20 protein-coding genes are annotated in these 16,920 nt (G+C 69.5%); 4 read left to right on the top strand and 16 right to left on the bottom strand.

What is annotated here, in order from left to right:
• Complete coding sequence (locus C8D87_RS11865) at positions 1-573, bottom strand: sigma-70 family RNA polymerase sigma factor (protein WP_233439087.1); 573 nt, start codon at positions 571-573, stop codon at positions 1-3.
• A gap of 210 nt (positions 574-783) precedes the next feature.
• On the opposite strand from C8D87_RS11865, the gene C8D87_RS11860 reads away from it, so the two are divergent.
• Both C8D87_RS11860 and C8D87_RS46855 read left to right on the top strand, forming a co-directional pair.
• Positions 784-2,259: an AMP-binding protein gene (locus C8D87_RS11860; RefSeq protein WP_215732290.1), complete on the top strand. Its 1,476-nt coding sequence runs from the start codon at positions 784-786 to the stop codon at positions 2,257-2,259.
• Positions 2,260-2,262: 3 nt separating this feature from the next.
• On the top strand, positions 2,263-2,499 hold the full coding sequence (locus tag C8D87_RS46855) for a glutaredoxin family protein (protein ID WP_109629040.1): 237 nt from the start codon (positions 2,263-2,265) through the stop codon (positions 2,497-2,499).
• Position 2,500: 1 nt separating this feature from the next.
• Here the strand turns inward: C8D87_RS46855 and C8D87_RS11855 are convergent, their stop codons facing one another.
• Positions 2,501-3,151, bottom strand: a complete 651-nt coding sequence (locus C8D87_RS11855; RefSeq protein ID WP_325049657.1) for an ArsR/SmtB family transcription factor — start codon at positions 3,149-3,151, stop codon at positions 2,501-2,503.
• Between the two features lie 66 nt (positions 3,152-3,217).
• On the opposite strand from C8D87_RS11855, the gene C8D87_RS11850 reads away from it, so the two are divergent.
• Positions 3,218-4,492, top strand: a complete 1,275-nt coding sequence (locus C8D87_RS11850; protein WP_112226676.1) for an isocitrate lyase/PEP mutase family protein — start codon at positions 3,218-3,220, stop codon at positions 4,490-4,492.
• On the opposite strand, the gene C8D87_RS11845 is transcribed toward C8D87_RS11850, so the two are convergent.
• The 14 genes from C8D87_RS11845 to C8D87_RS11780 all read right to left on the bottom strand — a co-directional run bounded on the left by C8D87_RS11845 (position 4,461) and on the right by C8D87_RS11780 (position 16,215).
• Positions 4,461-5,420 carry a lysophospholipid acyltransferase family protein gene (locus C8D87_RS11845; protein ID WP_112226675.1) on the bottom strand — a complete coding sequence of 320 codons (960 nt, stop codon included), beginning with the start codon at positions 5,418-5,420 and terminating at the stop codon, positions 4,461-4,463. The genes C8D87_RS11850 and C8D87_RS11845 overlap by 32 nt on opposite strands.
• Positions 5,421-5,435: 15 nt before the next feature.
• Entirely contained in the window at positions 5,436-6,473 is a 1,038-nt protein-coding gene (locus C8D87_RS11840) for an NAD-dependent epimerase/dehydratase family protein (RefSeq protein ID WP_112226674.1), read from the bottom strand.
• A gap of 268 nt (positions 6,474-6,741) precedes the next feature.
• Positions 6,742-6,843, bottom strand: coding sequence for a 30S ribosomal protein bS22 (locus tag C8D87_RS11835; RefSeq protein WP_015105422.1), 102 nt, complete (start codon positions 6,841-6,843; stop codon positions 6,742-6,744).
• Positions 6,844-6,963: 120 nt separating this feature from the next.
• Positions 6,964-7,176, bottom strand: coding sequence for a helix-turn-helix domain-containing protein (locus C8D87_RS11830; protein WP_030477960.1), 213 nt, complete (start codon positions 7,174-7,176; stop codon positions 6,964-6,966).
• A gap of 117 nt (positions 7,177-7,293) precedes the next feature.
• Entirely contained in the window at positions 7,294-8,103 is an 810-nt protein-coding gene (proC, locus tag C8D87_RS11825; protein ID WP_112226673.1) for a pyrroline-5-carboxylate reductase, read from the bottom strand.
• A gap of 23 nt (positions 8,104-8,126) precedes the next feature.
• Positions 8,127-8,909, bottom strand: coding sequence for a thioesterase family protein (locus C8D87_RS11820; protein WP_109629052.1), 783 nt, complete (start codon positions 8,907-8,909; stop codon positions 8,127-8,129).
• Positions 8,906-9,802: a proline dehydrogenase family protein gene (locus tag C8D87_RS11815; RefSeq protein ID WP_109629054.1), complete on the bottom strand. Its 897-nt coding sequence runs from the start codon at positions 9,800-9,802 to the stop codon at positions 8,906-8,908. The genes C8D87_RS11820 and C8D87_RS11815 overlap by 4 nt, the downstream gene beginning before the upstream one ends.
• 33 nt (positions 9,803-9,835) lie before the next feature.
• Entirely contained in the window at positions 9,836-10,678 is an 843-nt protein-coding gene (locus tag C8D87_RS11810) for a sugar phosphate isomerase/epimerase family protein (protein ID WP_112226672.1), read from the bottom strand.
• Complete coding sequence (locus C8D87_RS47570) at positions 10,675-11,985, bottom strand: hypothetical protein (protein ID WP_233442045.1); 1,311 nt, start codon at positions 11,983-11,985, stop codon at positions 10,675-10,677. The genes C8D87_RS11810 and C8D87_RS47570 overlap by 4 nt, the downstream gene beginning before the upstream one ends.
• Positions 11,985-12,965: a Ppx/GppA family phosphatase gene (locus C8D87_RS11800; protein ID WP_109629059.1), complete on the bottom strand. Its 981-nt coding sequence runs from the start codon at positions 12,963-12,965 to the stop codon at positions 11,985-11,987. The genes C8D87_RS47570 and C8D87_RS11800 overlap by 1 nt, the downstream gene beginning before the upstream one ends.
• 27 nt (positions 12,966-12,992) lie before the next feature.
• A complete protein-coding gene (locus C8D87_RS11795) occupies positions 12,993-13,673 on the bottom strand; it encodes a response regulator transcription factor (protein ID WP_109629061.1) in 681 nt (226 codons plus the stop codon).
• Positions 13,670-14,842 (bottom strand): sensor histidine kinase, encoded by a 1,173-nt coding sequence (locus tag C8D87_RS11790; RefSeq protein ID WP_109629063.1) that lies wholly within the window; start codon positions 14,840-14,842, stop codon positions 13,670-13,672. Before C8D87_RS11790 ends, C8D87_RS11795 begins: the two co-directional genes overlap by 4 nt.
• 177 nt (positions 14,843-15,019) lie before the next feature.
• Positions 15,020-15,766 (bottom strand): phosphoglyceromutase, encoded by a 747-nt coding sequence (locus C8D87_RS11785; RefSeq protein WP_112226671.1) that lies wholly within the window; start codon positions 15,764-15,766, stop codon positions 15,020-15,022.
• A 5-nt stretch (positions 15,767-15,771) separates the two neighbouring features.
• Positions 15,772-16,215, bottom strand: a complete 444-nt coding sequence (locus C8D87_RS11780; RefSeq protein ID WP_112226670.1) for a VOC family protein — start codon at positions 16,213-16,215, stop codon at positions 15,772-15,774.
• Between the two features lie 61 nt (positions 16,216-16,276).
• Between C8D87_RS11780 and C8D87_RS11775 the strand changes: the two genes are divergently transcribed.
• Positions 16,277-16,909, top strand: a complete 633-nt coding sequence (locus C8D87_RS11775) for a TetR/AcrR family transcriptional regulator (protein WP_170166403.1) — start codon at positions 16,277-16,279, stop codon at positions 16,907-16,909.
• Positions 16,910-16,920: the final 11 nt, after the last annotated feature.

The raw sequence follows: 16,920 nt of genomic DNA, 5'->3' as shown, positions 1-16,920 counted from the left end.
TCACCGCAACCACGACGGAAGAATCTGCGCGAGCCGCCGGACGGCCCGGTGTTGCAACGCCTTCACGGCGCCCTCGTTGCGGTCCATGAGCTGGGCCACCTCGGACACCGACTTGCCTTCGATGAACCTCAGCACGATGCACTCCCGCTGGTCGTCCCCCAACTGGGAGACGCAGCGGAGCAGCTCCGCGTTGGTCGCCTCGGTCATCACTTCCTGCTCGGGACCGCTCGTCTCCTCGCGGTTGTCCTGCAGCTCCGCCGTGGTGACCTCGAGCCGGTAGCGGCTCGACTTCACGTGGTCGAACACGATGTTGCGGGCGATCGTGACGAACCACGCGCCCACGTCGCGGCCCTGGTAGCTGACCGATCCGATGCTGCGCAGCGCGCGCAGGAACGTCTCGCTGGTCACGTCCTCCGCGAACGCGCGATCGCCGCCCACCCGGAAGAGGACATAGCGAAACACCATGTCGACGTACTTGTCGTAGAGCACGCCGAACGCATCGGTGTCACCCTCTTGGGCGGCCTTGACGAGCTGCCACGGCTCGTCGGCGTCGTCGTGCTGACCTCCCGTCATGGTCCGGGTGGTCCTCATCGTGTTCGGTCGTGCCCGTGCAGTCATCGGCTGGCGGCACCTCCACAGAGTCGCCGTGGCGGCAGCATACGTGTTGTTACTCCGTAGTAGGTAGTTGACGGGTTGCGATGTGGAGACGTGCGAACCACGGCTTCGTGACGCGCGCCACGCGTGGAAGACTGCTCGAAGCGTTCAGTTGTTCATGAGGAGGCCATGTTGACTTCCGCTCGCAATGTCGCAGATCTGGTCCGTGCTTCGGCACAGCGGGGGCCCAGCCACGTCGCTCTGGTCGACGTCGCGAGCGGTTCGAGCCTCACCTGGGAAACCATCGACGGTGCGATCGACGCTTTCGCCCGCCGTTTGGCCGATTCCGGACTCGAACCGGGCGACCGAGTGGCGGTACGGCTGCCCACGAGCCCCGAGTTCGTGGTCGCCGTCTTCGGAATCCTGCGCGCCGGTGGCGTCGTGGTGCCCACCGGCCCCGGCAACCCGCCGCGTGAGCTTCAGCGCATCCTGGCCGACTCCGGCGCCACGCTCCTGGTCGGCGACGGCGAGGGGTCCGACGCCACGGTGCTCGAGCTTCCGGACGTGCGGGCCACCGCCGAGCCCTTCGAGGCCGTGCGCGGCGGCGAGGACCTCGCCGTGCTGGGCTACACCTCCGGCACGTCCGGTGTGCCGCGCGGCGCGATGCTGTCCCACCGGGCGCTGCTCGCGAACGTCTCGCAGTGCGCCTCGCTGCGCCCCGCACCCGTGACCGCGGGCGACCGGGTGCTGCTCGCGCTGCCGTTGTTCCACGTCTACGGCCTCGGCCCCGGCCTGCTGCAGGTGGCGGGCGCCGGCGCGACCGCGATCCTGCTGGAGCGCTTCGACGCCGACACGGTGCTGGACGTCATCGAGCAGCACCGCGTCACGACGATGGTCGGCGTGCCGCCCATGTACCGGGCACTGCTGGCGCACCCGATCGAGGTGCTGCGCGAGAAGCTCGCCACGGTCCGGCTCTTCACGTCCGGTGCCGCCCCGCTCCCGGCGGAGGTCATCAACGAGATGCGCACCGCCATCGGCATCCCCGTCTTCGAGGGCTACGGCCTGACCGAGACCGGCCCGGTGCTGACGTCCACGCTGGTCGGGGGCGTGCCGAAGCCCGGCTCGGTGGGTCAGGCACTGCCGGGCGTCGAGATCCGCCTGGTCGACACCGACGGCTCGGTGCTCGACCTCGACGAGGACGAGCCCGGCACCGGCCTGGTGTCCGCGAAGGGCGACAACCTCTTCAGCGGCTACTGGCCCGACGGCGCCCACGGCCCGGACGCGTCCGGCTGGTTCCGCACCGGTGACGTCGGCTACATCGACGAAGACGGCGACCTGCACCTGGTGGACCGCGCGGGCGACCTGATCATCGTGAACGGCTTCAACGTCTACCCGCACGAGGTCGAGCAGGTCATCGGTGAGATGCCGGACGTCGTGGAGGCCGCGGCGGTCGGCGTGCCGGACGAGAAGACCGGCGAGTCGGTGAAGGTCGTCGTGGTCCTGCGCGACGGCGCCTCGGTGTCGCCGGAGGACGTCGTCTCGCACTGCGCGACCCGGCTGGCGAAGTTCAAGGTGCCGACGTCGGTGGAGTTCGCCCCGGCGCTGCCGCACTCGCCGACCGGCAAGCTGGCTCGCCGCGTCCTGCGCAAGCCGTTGGGAGCCTGAGCGATGCACCACGTGACCGTCATGAGCCGCGAGACGTGCCACTCGTGCCACGTCGCCGAGGCCGAGATCGAGCGGATCTGCGGCGAGATGGGCGCGACCTGGTCCGTCGAGGACGTGGACGCCGACCCGGAGCTGCGCGCCGAGTACGGCGACCGGGTGCCGGTGTTCCTGGTCGACGGCGTCGAGCACGGCTACTGGCAGGTGGAGGAAGACCGCCTGCGGGCGGCCCTGAGCAAGTAGCTCAGGTCAGGCCGAGCTCACGCCAGCCCTGTTCGCCGGCAGGCGTGAGCACCACGGCGCGGATGGTGCCGATGCGTTTGATCCAGCCGCGCTCGAAGAACACCTGGCACAGGTGCGCTCCGGCGGCCCCAGCGAGGTGCGGGACGCGTTCGGTCCAGTCCACGCAGGCCCTGACGACCTGGCGTTTCGAGGGTTCGAAGCCCAGTTCCTTCAGCCACACCAAGCCGGGCTCGGTGATCGCCAGATCACCGTTCACCACGCCCAGCTCCAGCAGTCCGGACTTCAGCGCGACGCCCAGCTTCCCCGCCAGGTGGTCGTAGCAGGTGCGGCCGCGGGCCATCGCTTCCGATGCCGACGCCGCCCGCAGGCCACGCGGCTGTGGACCCGGTCCCGCGAATGACGTCATGGCCTCCAGCAGCTCGGCGACATGCGGGCCGGCCAGAGACACGTAGCGGTGGCGGCCCTGGCGGTACTCCACGAGGAGGCCGGCCTCGATCAACCGGGTGAGATGCTCGCTGGCAGTCGACGGGGCCACGCGGGCGTGCGCGGCCAGTTCGTTGGCGGTCCAGGCCCTGCCGTCCAGCAGGGCTCCGCAGAACGCCGCTCGCGTCCTGTCCGCCAGCAGTGCGGCGACCCGAGTCAGTGCCTCCATGCCCGCCATTCTCCGGCCGGGACACTTCGGCCGGCACCGAAACGTCCGGGCCCCAGCGTCGAAGCCATGACCGAAGAGCTGCTGAGCCTTCCCGTCCCGCACGTCCCCGCCGACGACCACGGCGTGGCCTGGCTGCGAGCCAGCGTCGTCCGTTTCAGCAACGGTGCCGAGCACGCCCGCAGGCGCGCACTCACGACCAAACTCATCGAGAACGTCAACGCCACCACGCTCGACGAGCTGGCGACGGCACTGGACCTCCCGGGCTCACTCGGCGACATCGCGCTGATCGCGCCCAGCTACCAGCCGCACGAGCCGATCACGGCCGAAGCCGACGCGGCCGTCGAACGCCTCGCCCACCGCCACGACGAGGAGACCGCGGCCAGGATCGGGCTGCTCGTGCAGGCCTGGTCGGCCACTCACGCGCTCGCCGAGCACCTCCGCACCGGGAACCCGGCCCCACCCGTCCCGATCACGCGCAGGGCCACTGAGGACGGCGTGATCGAGGTCAGCCTGGCCGCCCACCCGTTCGGACACGGCCCGCACGTCTGCCCAGGCAGGAAACTGGCCACTCGGATCGCCAAGAACATGGCGTTCCGCGCGATGCACCACCAGGACGAACCGCTGATCCTCCCCAACGCCTGGGACTACGCCTCCGCGGTCGCCCTGCACGCCGCGGGCTTCCGCGCGATCGGCACGACCAGTCTCGGGGTCTGCGCAGCCAACGGGATCGTGGACGGCACGGGGCTGGCCGGCCGGGAGACGGTGGCACTGGCGAGGAAGCTGTCCGGCCTGCCCTGCCCGGTGACCGTCGACCTGGAGTCCGGTTTCGGCGCCGCACCGGACGAGGTGGCCGAGCTGGTGGCAGGACTCGGCATCGCCGGGGTGAACCTGGAGGACGGCCGACCGCACGGCCTGGTGACGCCGGAAGAGCAGGCGCCGCTCATCAGCGCGGTGAAGGAACGCGCCCCCGGCGTGTTCCTCAACGTCCGGATCGACACCCACTGGCGCGGCATCGCGCTCGCCGAGACCGAGGAACGCGCGAAGAGGTACGTGGCAGCGGGCGCGGACGGGATCTTCGTGCCCGGCCTGACCGAGCCGCGCGACATCGAGGCGCTGGCGAGCCTGGCACCGTTGAACGTCCTCGCCGGACAACGCACACCGGCCGAGCTGCGAGACCTCGGCGTCAAGCGGATCAGCACCGGCTCGCTGCTGTTCCGTGCCGCGCTCCAGCACACCGTCGCGACCGCGAAAGCGGTGCGCGACGGTGGAGTCCCACAAGCGTTCAGCTACGCCGAGGTGCAGGAGCTGATCAGCCCAGGAACACGTTCCGACGCTGGGTGAGCAGCCGGTACAGCGTCTGCTGGATCGTCTCGCGGACCTGGTCGGTGAGGTTGAAGACCAGCATCGGGTCGTCGGCCGCGTTCTCGCCGAACACGTCGGTGCGGATCGGCTCGCCGAACTCGATGTACCACTTGGACGGCAACGGGATCGCGCCCAGCGGCCCGAACAGCGGGAAGAACGGCGTCACCGGGAAGTACGGGAAGCCGAACAGCCGTGCGAGCGCCTTGATGTCGCCGATCATGGGGTAGATCTCCTCCGCCCCGACGATCGAGCACGGGATGATCGGCATGCCCGTCTTCAGCGCCGCCGAGACGAAGCCGCCGCGGCCGAAGCGCTGCAGCTTGTAGCGGTCCTTGAACGGCTTGCCGATGCCCTTGAAGCCCTCCGGCCACACGCCGACGAGCTCACCGGACGACAGCAGCCGCTCGGCGTCCGGGTTGCACGCGAGCGTCTGGCCGGACTTGCGGGCCAGCGCGCCCAGCAGCGGCGTGCGGAAGACCAGATCGGCACCGAGCATGCGCATGTGCCGCTGCGCCGGGTGCTCGGCCGCGATGCCGTAGGACGTCATCAGCGCGTCCAGCGGCAACGTGCCGGAGTGGTTCGCCACGATCAGCGCGCCACCGGCCATCGGGATGTTCGACAGCCCGATCGTCTCGACCCGGAACCACTTCTCGTACAACGGCTTCAGCGGCGGCATCAGCACGTTCTCGGTGAGGTCGCGGTCGAAACCGAACTCGTCGATCTGGTAGTCGCCGACGATCCGCCTGCGCGCGAACGACAGCAGGTCGGCCAGCCTGCGTTCCCAGTCCGGTGTCTCGGACTGCTGCTGCGCGGGCTCGGGAACCACCTCGACGTGGCGCGATCTGCGCGCTGCGTCACGCTCCGGATCGTGCAGCGGGATAACGCGTGCTCCTGCCACTGCGTTCATCTCCTCAGACAAAGATCAGCGGAAACGAGCGGCTGCGTCGAGGATTCCCCGTTCCGCCGCCTCAATCGTCTCCGGGTCGATGAGCGGCTTCAGGCCTCGTCCGCTCACGTAGTCGTCGAACGCCTGCTGGGTGGTCCACCGCGGCGTGAACCCGAAGTCCTTCTTCAGCAGGGTGGTGTCGATCACGCGCCCCCAGTTGAGGAACCTCATCTGGTCTGGCGAGAAGTCGACGAGCCGGGCGCTCCGGAAGAAGCCGCCGACCGTGGGCACGGCCATGCTGGGCACCGGCAGGTTCAGCCTGCCCGCCCGCCGAATGGCCTGTGACAGCAGCAGCACGCCGTCACCACCCACGTTGAACACACCGGGCAGGTCGTGCAGCGTCGCGCGTTCGAGGACAGCGAGGGCGTCCTCGGAGTGCAACAGCTGCACACGAGCGTCGTAGCCCAGGACGGTGGGCACGACCGGGAGGGCGAAGTAGCGCGTCAGCACCGTGTCGATGCGCGGGCCGATGAAGTTCGTGAAGCGCAGCGTGGTGACGTTCACGTCCGGCCTGCGGCGGCCGAACCCGCGCACGTACCCCTCGACCTCGACCGCGTCCTTGGCGTAGCCGGACGACGGCAGGTCCTTCGGGCCCATGTCCTCGGTGAACACCGCAGGGTCGCGCGAGCTGGACCCGTACACGGCGCTGGTGGACTTCACGACGAGCTTGCGCACCTTCGGCGACTTCTGGCACGCGGCCAGCAGCTGCATGGTGCCGATGACGTTCATCTCCTTCATCACCGTGCGGCCGGTGGGCCCGGCCGGGTTGGCGGTGACGGAGGCGTGGACGACCGTGTCCACGTTCGCGGTGGAGATGACCTTGGCGATCAGCGGGTTGCGGATGTCGGCCCGGACGAACTCCGCCCTGCCCATCCGGCGCAGGAGGTCGCGTGGCGGCGGCTCGGTGTCCACGCCGAGCACGCGCTCGATGTCCGGGTTCGCGGCGAAGCGCGCGGCGAGGTGGCCGCCGAGGAAGCGGCTGGCTCCGGTGACGAGGACGACCTTGGGCGTCATGCGACTCCAAGCAGGAGGGGTGTTGCGATTGGTCGATGCTACAAGGCAGATGTGAAACCGGAGAGGGCCGGAACGTCGTCTTGACGCAGGTCACGAACGCTTTACCGGCTAATCACCCGATCGGCGGCGACCGTTCCCGTGTTTCCCGGCCGCCCGTCCCACAGGGTGATATCCGTGCTGCCACAAGCACCTCGTGACGGCCCCGGGAAACGCAACCGCCGCCGGCCCCTGCGAGAGGAGACCGGCGGCGGTGAGAGCGCACACGGGCTTACTTGCCGCGCTTCCTGCGCTGGACACGGGTCTTGCGCAGCAGCTTGCGGTGCTTCTTCTTCGACATGCGCTTGCGGCGCTTCTTGATGACCGAGCCCATGCGGGTTCCTTAGCTCTAGACGTTGCTTTGACTGGCGCGCCCCAGCCTTGGCCGTGTCAAGCACGGCGCGCCGGTAAGCACGATCGGCCTACCAGTCTACCCGGCGGGGTTCGTCAGTCTTCAGCCAGCGTCGAAGTACGCGTTCTCGAGGTAGGCGTGCACCGCCTTCTCGGGCACCCGGAACGACTTGCCGACCCGCACAGCGGGCAGCTCACCGGAGTGCACCAAGCGGTACACGGTCATCTTCGAGACCCGCATCATCGAGGCCACTTCGGCCACGGTCAGGAACTGGACCTGAGCGAGACCTGTTCGTTCGTTCTCCTTCGCAGGCATGTATCACCGCATCCTTCGACACGTGTCGTGCCGTCGGTCTTCCCCACCGACGGTTCGACACGCACGTGCTCTCCTGAGAGTAGCGGGACTGGTGTGACTCCTGCGACGTCCGACTGGTCAGTCCTCGTGTTGCTTACCCAGTTCGATGGAACGATCACGCGCCGATTCGATGGCAGCCAGCAGCGCCGCACGGACGCCGTGCTTCTCCAGCTCCCGGATCGCCATGATCGTCGTTCCCGCGGGTGAGGTGACGGCTTCACGCAGGATGACCGGGTGCGACGAGCCCTCTGCGAGCATCGTCGCGGCACCCACCGCCGACTGGATGATCAACGTCGACGCCAGGTCGCGCGGGATGCCGAGCAGGATGCCCGCGTCGATCATCGCCTCGACCAGGAAGAAGAAGTAGGCGGGACCGGAGCCGGACAGCGCCGTCACCGCGTCCTGCTGCGACTCCGGCACGACCGCGACCTTGCCCACGGTCGAGAGGAGCTCCTCGACGACCTTGAGGTGCTCGGGCGTGGCGTTGGAGCCGCCGGAGACCGCGCTCATGGCCTCACCGACGACCATCGGCGTGTTCGGCATGACCCGCACGACCGGCGTGCCCTCCGGCAGCCTGCGCTCGTAGAGGGCGGTCGGCAGACCTGCGCACAGCGACACGATCAGCGTCCCGGGCCTCAGCACCGGCCTGAGCTCGGCCAGCAACGGCTCGATGTCCTGCGGCTTGACCGCCACGACCAGCACGTCGGCCTTCGCGGCCGCCCCGGCGACCGTGACGGCCTCGAACCCGTACTGCTCGGTGAGTGAGCGCGCACGTGCCTCGTGCTTCTCGGTGAACATCAGATCGGCGGCCGCGCGGCCGCCCTGCAGAAGCCCGGACAGCAGCGCCTCACCGATCTTGCCCGCGCCGAGCACCGCGATCTTCGTCATCGGTCAAGTCTCACACAGTGCTCTCAGACAGCTGGTGTCAACGCCAGCTGCCTCGCCTGGCACACCAACCGGCCGGCCGCGTCGATCACCGTCGCGTCCTCGTCGAACCACTGTCCGTGCACCGCCTGGCAGGTGACGTGGATGCGCAGCCACCCCGGCGCCGGCCGGGCCCGCAGCAACGCGGTCAGCTGCACCGTCGGCGACCAGCCGAAACGCCCGAGGTTGAACGTCACCGGCATCGACAGGTCGCCGGCCAGCAACGCGAAGTACGGGTCCGGCTGCTCGTCGATCGGCCGCGCCCACAGCTTGAACGTGAGCGGTCCGTCCGTGCGCCGGTCGAGGAACGCCGCGCTCTCCCGGTCCACCCGCAGGTCGCACAGGCCCCCGACCTTGTAGGCACCACCGGTCGGGAACGTCGCCAGCTCCACCGAACCGGGCGGCGGCGCGGCGGGGATCGCCGGCAGGTTCACGTAGTCGGCGCGGTGCTCGGGGATCCGCCCCGTGGTCACGCTCGCCTCGACGCACACCTGACCGCGCTGTTCCAGCGACACCGCGACGACCGTGGCCGTGCGCCCGCTCTTGCGGACGTCGGTCCTGATCAGCACCGGCCCGATCTCCGGTGTCCTGAGGAACTGCGCGGAGACCGCGAGCGGATCACCGTCCGCGGTCTGAGCTGCCGCACGCGTCATCACGGCGAGCAGGAACCCGCCGTGGGGCTTGGGCCCGACGGTCCACTCGGCCGGCAGGGACGCGGTGAAGGTTCCGTCACCGAGCGAACGCACCGCGCTGGACTTGGTGAAGGTCATGAGCTGCTGGCCAGCGACCGCAGGAAGAAAGTCACGTTGGCAGGCCGTTCTGCAAGTCGCCGCATGAGATATCCGTACCACTGCTCGCCATAAGGAACATAAACGCGAGCTCCGAGGCGCCGCTGCTCCTCCGTCCGGACGCCGTACAGCATCTGGTACTCGAACTCGGTTTTGTCATACCAGCGAGCCCGCTCGCCGATGATCTCGATCAGCCTCGGGTCGTGCGTGGCGAACATGGGGTACCCCTCTCCAGCGAGGAGAACGTTGAGGCACCGCACGTAGTTCAGATCCACCTCGTGAGGGTCCTGGATCGCCACCTCCGGCGGCTCCGCGTAGGCCCCCTTGACCAGCCGGACCCTGCTGCCCGGCCCCGCGAGCTGCTTGCAGTCGTCCAGCGTCCGGTGCAGGTACGACTGCAGCACCGCGCCCACCCACGGCCACGTGCGCCGCAGCTCGTGCAGGATCCGCAGCGTCGAATCCGTCGTGGTGTGGTCCTCCATGTCGAGCGTCACGGTCGTCCCGCACTGCTCCGCCGCTGCACAGATCCGGCTGGCATTCGTCAGGGCGAGCGACTCGTCGAGCGCCTGCCCGACCGCGGACAGCTTGACGCTGACTTCTGCGTCTTGGGCCAGCCCGGCGGCGTGCAGGGCGTCGAGCAGCTCGAGGTAGGCCTGCACCGTCTTCTCGGCCTGGGCCTTGTCCGTGGTGTCTTCGCCCAGGTAGTCGAGGGTCACCGGCAGGCCGAGGTTCCGCACGACCTCGACGGCGTCGGCCGTCGACTCGCCCGCGACGAACCTTTTGACCACATCTCGGCTGATGGGCGCGTTGGCGACGAGGTGGCGGACAGTCTCGTTGCGAGACGCGGCCATGATCAACGCTCGCAGCGGGTTCACACCACGAACCCTAACTCGCCGGTCGGCTCACCGTCAGGACAAGGCCGAACGTCCCCTGCCGACGCCGCCCTCGGTCGGCCAGTCCAGGTGCAGCCGCGCGAACAGCAACGCCTCGGCCAGCATCTCCCGCCGAGCCGTCGGCGATCCCGCGCGACGGGTGTTGACCTCCAGCACGACCTGTCCGTCGAACCCGCCCTGAGCGAGCATCTCGCACAGCTCCGCGCACGGCTGCGACCCGCGCCCCGGCACCATGTGCTCGTCCTTCGGCGCTCCGGATCCGTCGGCCAGGTGGATGTGCCGCAGCCCGTCGCCCATGCGCTTGGCCAGTTCCAGCGCGTCCATGTGCGCGGCGGCCGAGTGCGACAGGTCCAGCGTGTAGTTGCGGTGCCCCACGTCGGTCGGATCGATGGACGGCTTGAACGCCGTCATCTGCACCGAACGCCCACGGCCCAACGGCCGGCGCACGGGGAACATGTTCTCGACCGCGATCGCGATGCCGCTCTCGTCCTCCAGCGACGAGACGAGCTCGGCGAACCCGTCCGCGTACTTGCGCTGCCAGCGGAACGGCGGGTGCAGCACCACCGTCGGCGCGCCGAGGTCGGCGGCGGCCTGCACGGACTTGCGCAGGCGCTCTGCCGGGTCCGGCGACCAGACCCGCTGCGAGATCAGCAGGCAGGGCGCGTGCACGGCCAGGATCGGCATGCCCGATCGGGACGACAGGCGGTCGACGGCCCGGATGTCCTGCGACACCGGGTCGGCCCACACCATCAGCTCGACGCCGTCGTAGCCCAGTTCGGAGGCGATCTCGAACGCCGCTCCGGCGGGCTGCGGGTAGACCGACGCCGTGGAAAGCCCGACCGGGATGCGGCCCGTCAACTCTTCACCAGCAGCATCGCCGCTGGTGAGACGGTGACGATGAGGCCTACGAGGATGGCGAGCAGGGTGGTTTGGAGGTCGTCCGCCCGGCGGATCTTTCGAACCAGCAACACCAGGCCCACGGTAACGGCCAGCGCCACGACGAGTGCGGCCACCGCCTGTGTGCGCCACAGGAAGTTGAAGGCGAGCCACAATGCCGCGCCGCCGAGCACACCGACGGCGAGCTGGCCGATCATGATCAGCCATTCCTTGCCCGGCGAGCGCTGGGCTGCGTCCTCCGGCTCCTCCGTGACCTCGTCGGCGTCGTCGAGGCCGGCCGGACCCTCGTCCTCCGCGGCCTCTTCGTCCGCGAGGTAGTCGTCCTCGGGCCGGTAGACGGCGTACTCCTGCGAGTCGTCGTCGTCCACGTACGGGCCGGGGTGGGCCGCGGTCGACTCCATGGGAGCCATGGACAGGTCGGTCTGGACGTCCGCCTCGTCGTCGCCGAACCACGCGTCGGGCTGGTTGTTCGGCAACGGCTCCGGCAGCTTCGGCGGAGCGGGCGGCACGATCAGCACGGACTCGGTCTCGAGCGCGGCGATCTGGTCCACCGGCGCCTTGGCAGGGATGCGCGGGAGCTGCTCGGTCATCGCCTCACGCGGCGGCAGGCCCTGCGGACCCGGCTTCTGCGCCGGGGTGGGCAGCTGCACCGACGGCGGCACCGGCTGTGGTCCTGGCGGTGGACCCGGCTTCGGGGGCCGGGTGATGTTCGTGCGCGACGGCGCGGGCGCGGGCGGCGCACCGGCTTCCAGGCGGGAACTCACGGCCTCGGGTCGCGGCAGGTCCGCGCGGGGCGGCATCTCCGGGCGTGGCAGGTCGGACCGCGACGGCTGGTCGCGCACCGGCGGCACCTTGCGGGTCTGCTCCGCGGCGGCCGCGGGCGGAGGCGTCGGGCCGGGTCTGCGCACCTGCGGCGGCTGGGCGGGCGGCGCCACCGGCGGCTTCGGCTGGTACGCCGTGCGCTCGGCGACGGGCGGCGGTGCGACAGGGGGCGGTGCGGCCGGGGGCGGTGCGGCCGGGGGTTCGGGGGCCGCGCGACGACCGGACGGAGCCACGTCGTCGTCGCGGATCGCCATCAACCGGCCGCTGTCGGACAGGACCCGCTCGATGATCGTCTGGGGCGCGGTCTCCGGCTGCTGGACGTCGTCCTCGTCGTCAGCAGCCCGGCGGCGTCGCCGACGTGGCGCAGCCTCTGAACTGCCGCCGTACTGGGCGAGCAGCTCAGCGACTGTGCGCTGCGTCTGGTCCGATCCGCTCTCTCGACTCATCAACTCCACCGTGCCCCGGTCTGGCCAGTCCGTCCAGTATCGCTCTGGTCCGTCCCATCAGTGTGGTCCAGCCGTCGGAGGATGACACCCTCCCGGAGGGCCCAGGGGCAAATCTCCAGCTGCGTGAGTGACAGGGCTCGCATCGTTGCCTCCGCGACCAGGGCGCCCGCGACGAGCTGGTGTGCGCGTGACGTGCTCACACCTTCCAGCTCCGCGAGGTCACTGGCCGACATCCGGGAAATGAACGCGATCAGCTGCCGCAGGCCCGCGTCGGTGAGCACGCGACGTGCCCTGGGCCCGGCAGACGATGGCGCGGCCCCGGTGAGCCGCGCCAGCGTTCGGAAGGTTTTTGAGGTCGCAACCACCCGATCGGGTTCACCCGCGCGTTTCAGCTTCCGCGCCACGGGCGCGAGCTGCTCTGCCAGCCAGTCGGTGGTCTCGCGGACCTCCGAGCGGCGGGGCGGGTCCTTCTTGAACCGGGTTCTCGTCAACCGGCCCGCGCCCAGCGGCACGGAGAAGGCCATGTCGGGGTTCTCGTCGCGACCGACAGCCAGCTCCAGCGAGCCGCCGCCGATGTCGAGGCACAGGAGCTTGCCCGCGGACCAGCCGTACCAGCGGCGGACCGCGAGAAAGGTGTACTTGGCCTCGTCCTCGCCGGACAGGACCTGGAGATCGACCCCGGTCTCGGTGCGCACCCGGTCGAGCACCTCCGCGGAGTTGCCCGCCTCGCGCACCGCCGAGGTCGCGAACGCCATCAGATCCTCGCAGCCGGACTTGCGGGCCGACGCCTTCGCGCCCGCCACCGCACGGACCAGCTGGTCAGAGCCCGCCTTGGTGAGCAGCCCCTTGGGATCGAGCTGCTCGGCCAGGCGCAGGATCGTCTTCTCGGACGTCATCGGAATCGGGTGGGCACCACGATGCGCGTCCACCACCAGTAGGTGGACGGTGTTGGAACCCACGTCGAGAACGCCCAGGCGCACGCCGGAAACGGTACCTGGTCGTGTCCGTCAGGACTCGAACTTGTAACCGAGACCCCTGACGGTCACGAGGTGCCGCGGTGCCGACGGGTCAGGTTCGATCTTCGATCGAAGCCGCTTGACGTGTACGTCCAGCGTTTTCGTGTCACCGACGTAGTCGGCACCCCACACGCGGTCGATCAGCTGACCCCTGGTCAGGACGCGGCCGACGTTGCGCAGCAGGTACTCGAGGAGGTCGAACTCCTTGAGCGGCAGGCTGATGTCCTGACCGCTGACGGTGACGACGTGGCGTTCCACGTCCATCCGCACCGGGCCGGCCTCCAGGATCTGCGGCAGCAGGTCCTCCGACTCGCCGCCGCGGCGCAGCACCGCGCGGATGCGGGCGATGAGCTCGCGCGCCGAGTACGGCTTGGTGACGTAGTCGTCAGCACCGAGCTCGAGGCCGACGACCTTGTCGATCTCGCTGTCGCGGGCCGTCACCATGATCACGGGCACGGCGGAGCGCTGCCGCAGCTGCTTGCAGACGTCGGTGCCGCTCATGCCGGGCAGCATGAGGTCGAGCAGCACGATGTCGGCACCGTTGCGGTCGAACTCCTCCAGCGCCTCCTGGCCGGTGGCCGCGAGCGCCGCGGTGAACCCTTCCTTGCGCAGCAGGAAGGCGAGCGGATCGGCGAAGGACTCCTCGTCCTCCACGATGAGCACCCTGGTCACAGCTCTCCTCCAGTGTCACCCGCGCCGGTGGGGACGAGGGTCGGGTTGGGTTCGGTCGCCGCGGCGGGAATCCGCAGCGTGAAGGTGGAACCCGTTCCTGGCAGGCTCCACAGCTTCACCTCGCCGCCGTGGTTGGCGGCGACGTGCTTGACGATCGCGAGCCCGAGGCCGGTGCCCCCGGTCGCGCGCGATCGGGCCTTGTCGACGCGGTAGAACCGCTCGAAGACCCGCTGCTGCTGGTCTTCTGCGATGCCGATGCCGCGGTCGGTCACGGCGATCTCGACGTGCCCGTCGACGAGCCGGCGGCTGACGCTCACCGGGCTGCCGGGCGGCGAGTACGCGACGGCGTTGTCCAGCAGGTTCGTCAGCGCCGTGACCAGCAACGACCGATCGCCCGGCACGACGAAGCCGCTCGGCTCGTCGGTGGTGATCGAGATGTTGACCGACTCGGCGGCGAGCTTGGACCTCGACAGCGCCTCGTTGATCACGACGTCGATCTCGGTGTCGGACAGCTCCGGCAGCTTCTCCGCGCCCTGCAGGCGGGACAGCGCGATCAGCTCGGTGACGAGCGTGCCGAGGCGGGTTGCCTCCTGCATGATCTTCGCGCTGAAGCGGCGGACCTCCTCCTGGTCGTCGCTCGCGTCGAGCACGGCCTCCGCCAGCAGGGCGAGGGCTCCGACCGGGGTCTTGAGCTCGTGGCTCACGTTGGCCACGAAGTCGCGCCGCGTCTTCTCCAGCCGCACGGACTCGGACTCGTCGGTGGCGTCGACCACGATGAAGTCCTCGATGAGCTGCCGGACCTCGGCGTGCACGGCCTCCGGCTGACGCCCGCCGCGCTGGGTTTCCAGAGGCGAGAGGTCGACGTAGACGACCTCGTTGCTGTTGCGGACGGCTTCCGCCGCCTTGCGCGCGCGGTCGTCGATGCGGTTGTTGCGGACGACCCCGAGCTCCTCGGCCCGCGGGTTGTGCAGCACCACGTCGCCGAAGCTGTTCAGCACCACGATGCCGTCGTGGGAGTCCTGGACGATCCGCTGGATCAGGTCGCCGACGGTGAGCCCGTCGGGCTTCCGCGGATGTCTTGGAGCGGTGAACCTGCCAACGAAGAAAGCGGCGATCACGCCGATGAGCGCGACGCCGATCGACACAGCGAGGTAACCCGTTGTGGTCACGAAGCGAATGGTAAGCAGCTCGGAGGTGTCTTGGCCTAGTACGGGAGCGTGAACCGTGATACCCGCGACACCTCAGTGGACGGTTGTTCCGTCCCTGGTCAGCCCTCGTTCACCCAACCGTGTCCTGAGACGCGAAAAGCGCACCCGAACAGCAGGTGCGCTTTTCCGGTCAATTGGTCAGCGGCCTTGGTTGGCCACTGCCGCAATGGCGTCCTTCGCCGCATCCGGGTCGAGGTATTCGCCACCCGGCTTGAGCGGCTTCAGGTCCTCGTCGAGGTCGTAGCGCAGCGGGATGCCGGTCGGGATGTTCAGCCCGGCGATGGCCTCGTCGGAGATGCCGTCGAGGTGCTTCACGAGCGCGCGCAGCGAGTTGCCGTGCGCGGCCACGAGAACGGTCTTGCCGGTGCGGAGGTCCGGCACGATCGCCTCGTCCCAGTACGGGAGCATGCGCGCGACGACGTCCTTGAGGCACTCGGTCAGCGGCAGGTCCGGCCCGAGGTCCGCGTAGCGGGGGTCGGTGTCCTGGCTGAACTCGCTGCCGGGCTCGATGGGCGGCGGCGGGGTGTCGTAGGACCGGCGCCAGAGCATGAACTGCTCCTCGCCGTAGGTGTCCAGCGTCTGCTTCTTGTTCTTGCCCTGCAGCGCGCCGTAGTGGCGCTCGTTGAGGCGCCAGTCGCGGCGGACCGGGATCCAGTGCCGGTCGGCGGCGTCCAGCGCCAGGTTGGCGGTCATGATCGCCCGGCGCATCAGCGAGGTGTGCAGGATCTCCGGCAGCACACCGGCTTCGCGCAGCAGCTCACCGCCGCGGCGGGCCTCCCGCTCGCCCTTCTCCGACAGGGGAACGTCCACCCAGCCGGTGAACAGGTTCTCCGCGTTCCACGTGCTCTCGCCGTGGCGGAGCAGCACCAAGGTTCCGACAGACATGGCAGCTAGCCTGCCATGCCGACCCTCCTGCCGTACCCCGGCCGGTCGCCGTGATCCGCGCCATGTTCCTCGTCGGTGTAGACGTGGATCTCCAGTCCATCGGGGTCGTTGAAGACCAGCAGCCACCCGATGCTCGCCTCGATCTCCGGCGAGTGCGGGATCTGGAGCTCGTCGAGGTGCTCGATCCACTCCCGGATGTCCTCGCGGGTCTCCACGGCCCAGTTGACCGGGTCGAAACCCGCGAGCGCCTTCGCCTTCTCCGGGTTGAGCCGCAGGCTCAGCCCCGCCGCACCGCCGCCCACCCAGCCCGCGACGCCGCGGACCACGCCGTCCGCGTCCGCGAACTCCCACGCGACCTCGTAGCCGAACACCTCGCGGTACCACTCGATGCTGCGCGCCAGGTCGCTGACCGGGATCTTCACGCCTCTGATGCCCCTGATCTTCGCCATCGCGGGATCTCCAGGATTTGAGTGCAGACATCATGCAACGAATGCAGCTAGACTGAACTCGATGAGTGAGGAAGTCAAGCGTTCGTACAGCTCACCGCTGCGGGAGCAGGGGGCCGCCTACACGCGCCTGCTGGTGCGCGACGCGGGCCACCGGTTGTTCGCACGGGACGGGTTCGTGGCGACGTCGATCAAGAAGATCGCGTACGAGGCGGGCGTGTCCGAGCGGACCGTGTACGCGCACTACAAGAACAAGGTCGAGATCTTCCAGGACGCCCTGAACGTGGCGATCGCCGGTGACGAGGAGCCGGTCGCCATGCGGGACCGGCCGGAGTTCGAGGAGGTGCTGGCCACCCCTTCGGCGCGCGACCTGATCGCCGAGATGGTGCGGCGCAACGGCCTGATCCTGGAACGTGCCGGTGCGTTGATCATGGCGGGCATCGAGTCGTCCGGTGCCGACGCGGACATGCGGCGGATCTCGGACGAGGGCGAGCACGCGATGCGGGCGAACTGCCTCGCGCTGGCCACCGCGCTGGTCGCGACCGGCGAGGTGCGGGACGGGATGAACGCCGATGCCGTGGCGGACGTGCTGACGACGATGTTGTCGCCGCACGTGCACCAGCTGCTCGGGTGGTCGGCCGAGCGCTATCGCACCTGGTTGGTGCACACGCTCACAGCCTCGTTGCTCAGGCCCTGACCTGCGGTACA

Source organism: Lentzea atacamensis (assembly GCF_003269295.1).
Lineage (GTDB): Bacteria > Actinomycetota > Actinomycetes > Mycobacteriales > Pseudonocardiaceae > Lentzea > Lentzea atacamensis.
This window is presented reverse-complemented; position numbering and strand designations above follow the sequence as displayed.

Bases quoted from the DNA above. Each gene is read 5' to 3' on its own strand.
- C8D87_RS11865 (WP_233439087.1), bottom strand. From the start codon at position 573: ATGACGGGAGGTCAGCACGACGACGCCGACGAGCCGTGGCAGCTCGTC.
- C8D87_RS11860 (WP_215732290.1), top strand. From the start codon at position 784: ATGTTGACTTCCGCTCGCAATGTCGCAGATCTGGTCCGTGCTTCGGCA.
- C8D87_RS46855 (WP_109629040.1), top strand. From the start codon at position 2,263: ATGCACCACGTGACCGTCATGAGCCGCGAGACGTGCCACTCGTGCCAC.
- C8D87_RS11855 (WP_325049657.1), bottom strand. From the start codon at position 3,151: ATGGAGGCACTGACTCGGGTCGCCGCACTGCTGGCGGACAGGACGCGA.
- C8D87_RS11850 (WP_112226676.1), top strand. From the start codon at position 3,218: ATGACCGAAGAGCTGCTGAGCCTTCCCGTCCCGCACGTCCCCGCCGAC.
- C8D87_RS11845 (WP_112226675.1), bottom strand. From the start codon at position 5,420: ATGAACGCAGTGGCAGGAGCACGCGTTATCCCGCTGCACGATCCGGAG.
- C8D87_RS11840 (WP_112226674.1), bottom strand. From the start codon at position 6,473: ATGACGCCCAAGGTCGTCCTCGTCACCGGAGCCAGCCGCTTCCTCGGC.
- C8D87_RS11835 (WP_015105422.1), bottom strand. From the start codon at position 6,843: ATGGGCTCGGTCATCAAGAAGCGCCGCAAGCGCATGTCGAAGAAGAAG.
- C8D87_RS11830 (WP_030477960.1), bottom strand. From the start codon at position 7,176: ATGCCTGCGAAGGAGAACGAACGAACAGGTCTCGCTCAGGTCCAGTTC.
- proC (WP_112226673.1), bottom strand. From the start codon at position 8,103: ATGACGAAGATCGCGGTGCTCGGCGCGGGCAAGATCGGTGAGGCGCTG.
- C8D87_RS11820 (WP_109629052.1), bottom strand. From the start codon at position 8,909: ATGACCTTCACCAAGTCCAGCGCGGTGCGTTCGCTCGGTGACGGAACC.
- C8D87_RS47570 (WP_233442045.1), bottom strand. From the start codon at position 11,985: ATGAGTCGAGAGAGCGGATCGGACCAGACGCAGCGCACAGTCGCTGAG.
- C8D87_RS11785 (WP_112226671.1), bottom strand. From the start codon at position 15,766: ATGTCTGTCGGAACCTTGGTGCTGCTCCGCCACGGCGAGAGCACGTGG.
- C8D87_RS11780 (WP_112226670.1), bottom strand. From the start codon at position 16,215: ATGGCGAAGATCAGGGGCATCAGAGGCGTGAAGATCCCGGTCAGCGAC.
- C8D87_RS11775 (WP_170166403.1), top strand. From the start codon at position 16,277: ATGAGTGAGGAAGTCAAGCGTTCGTACAGCTCACCGCTGCGGGAGCAG.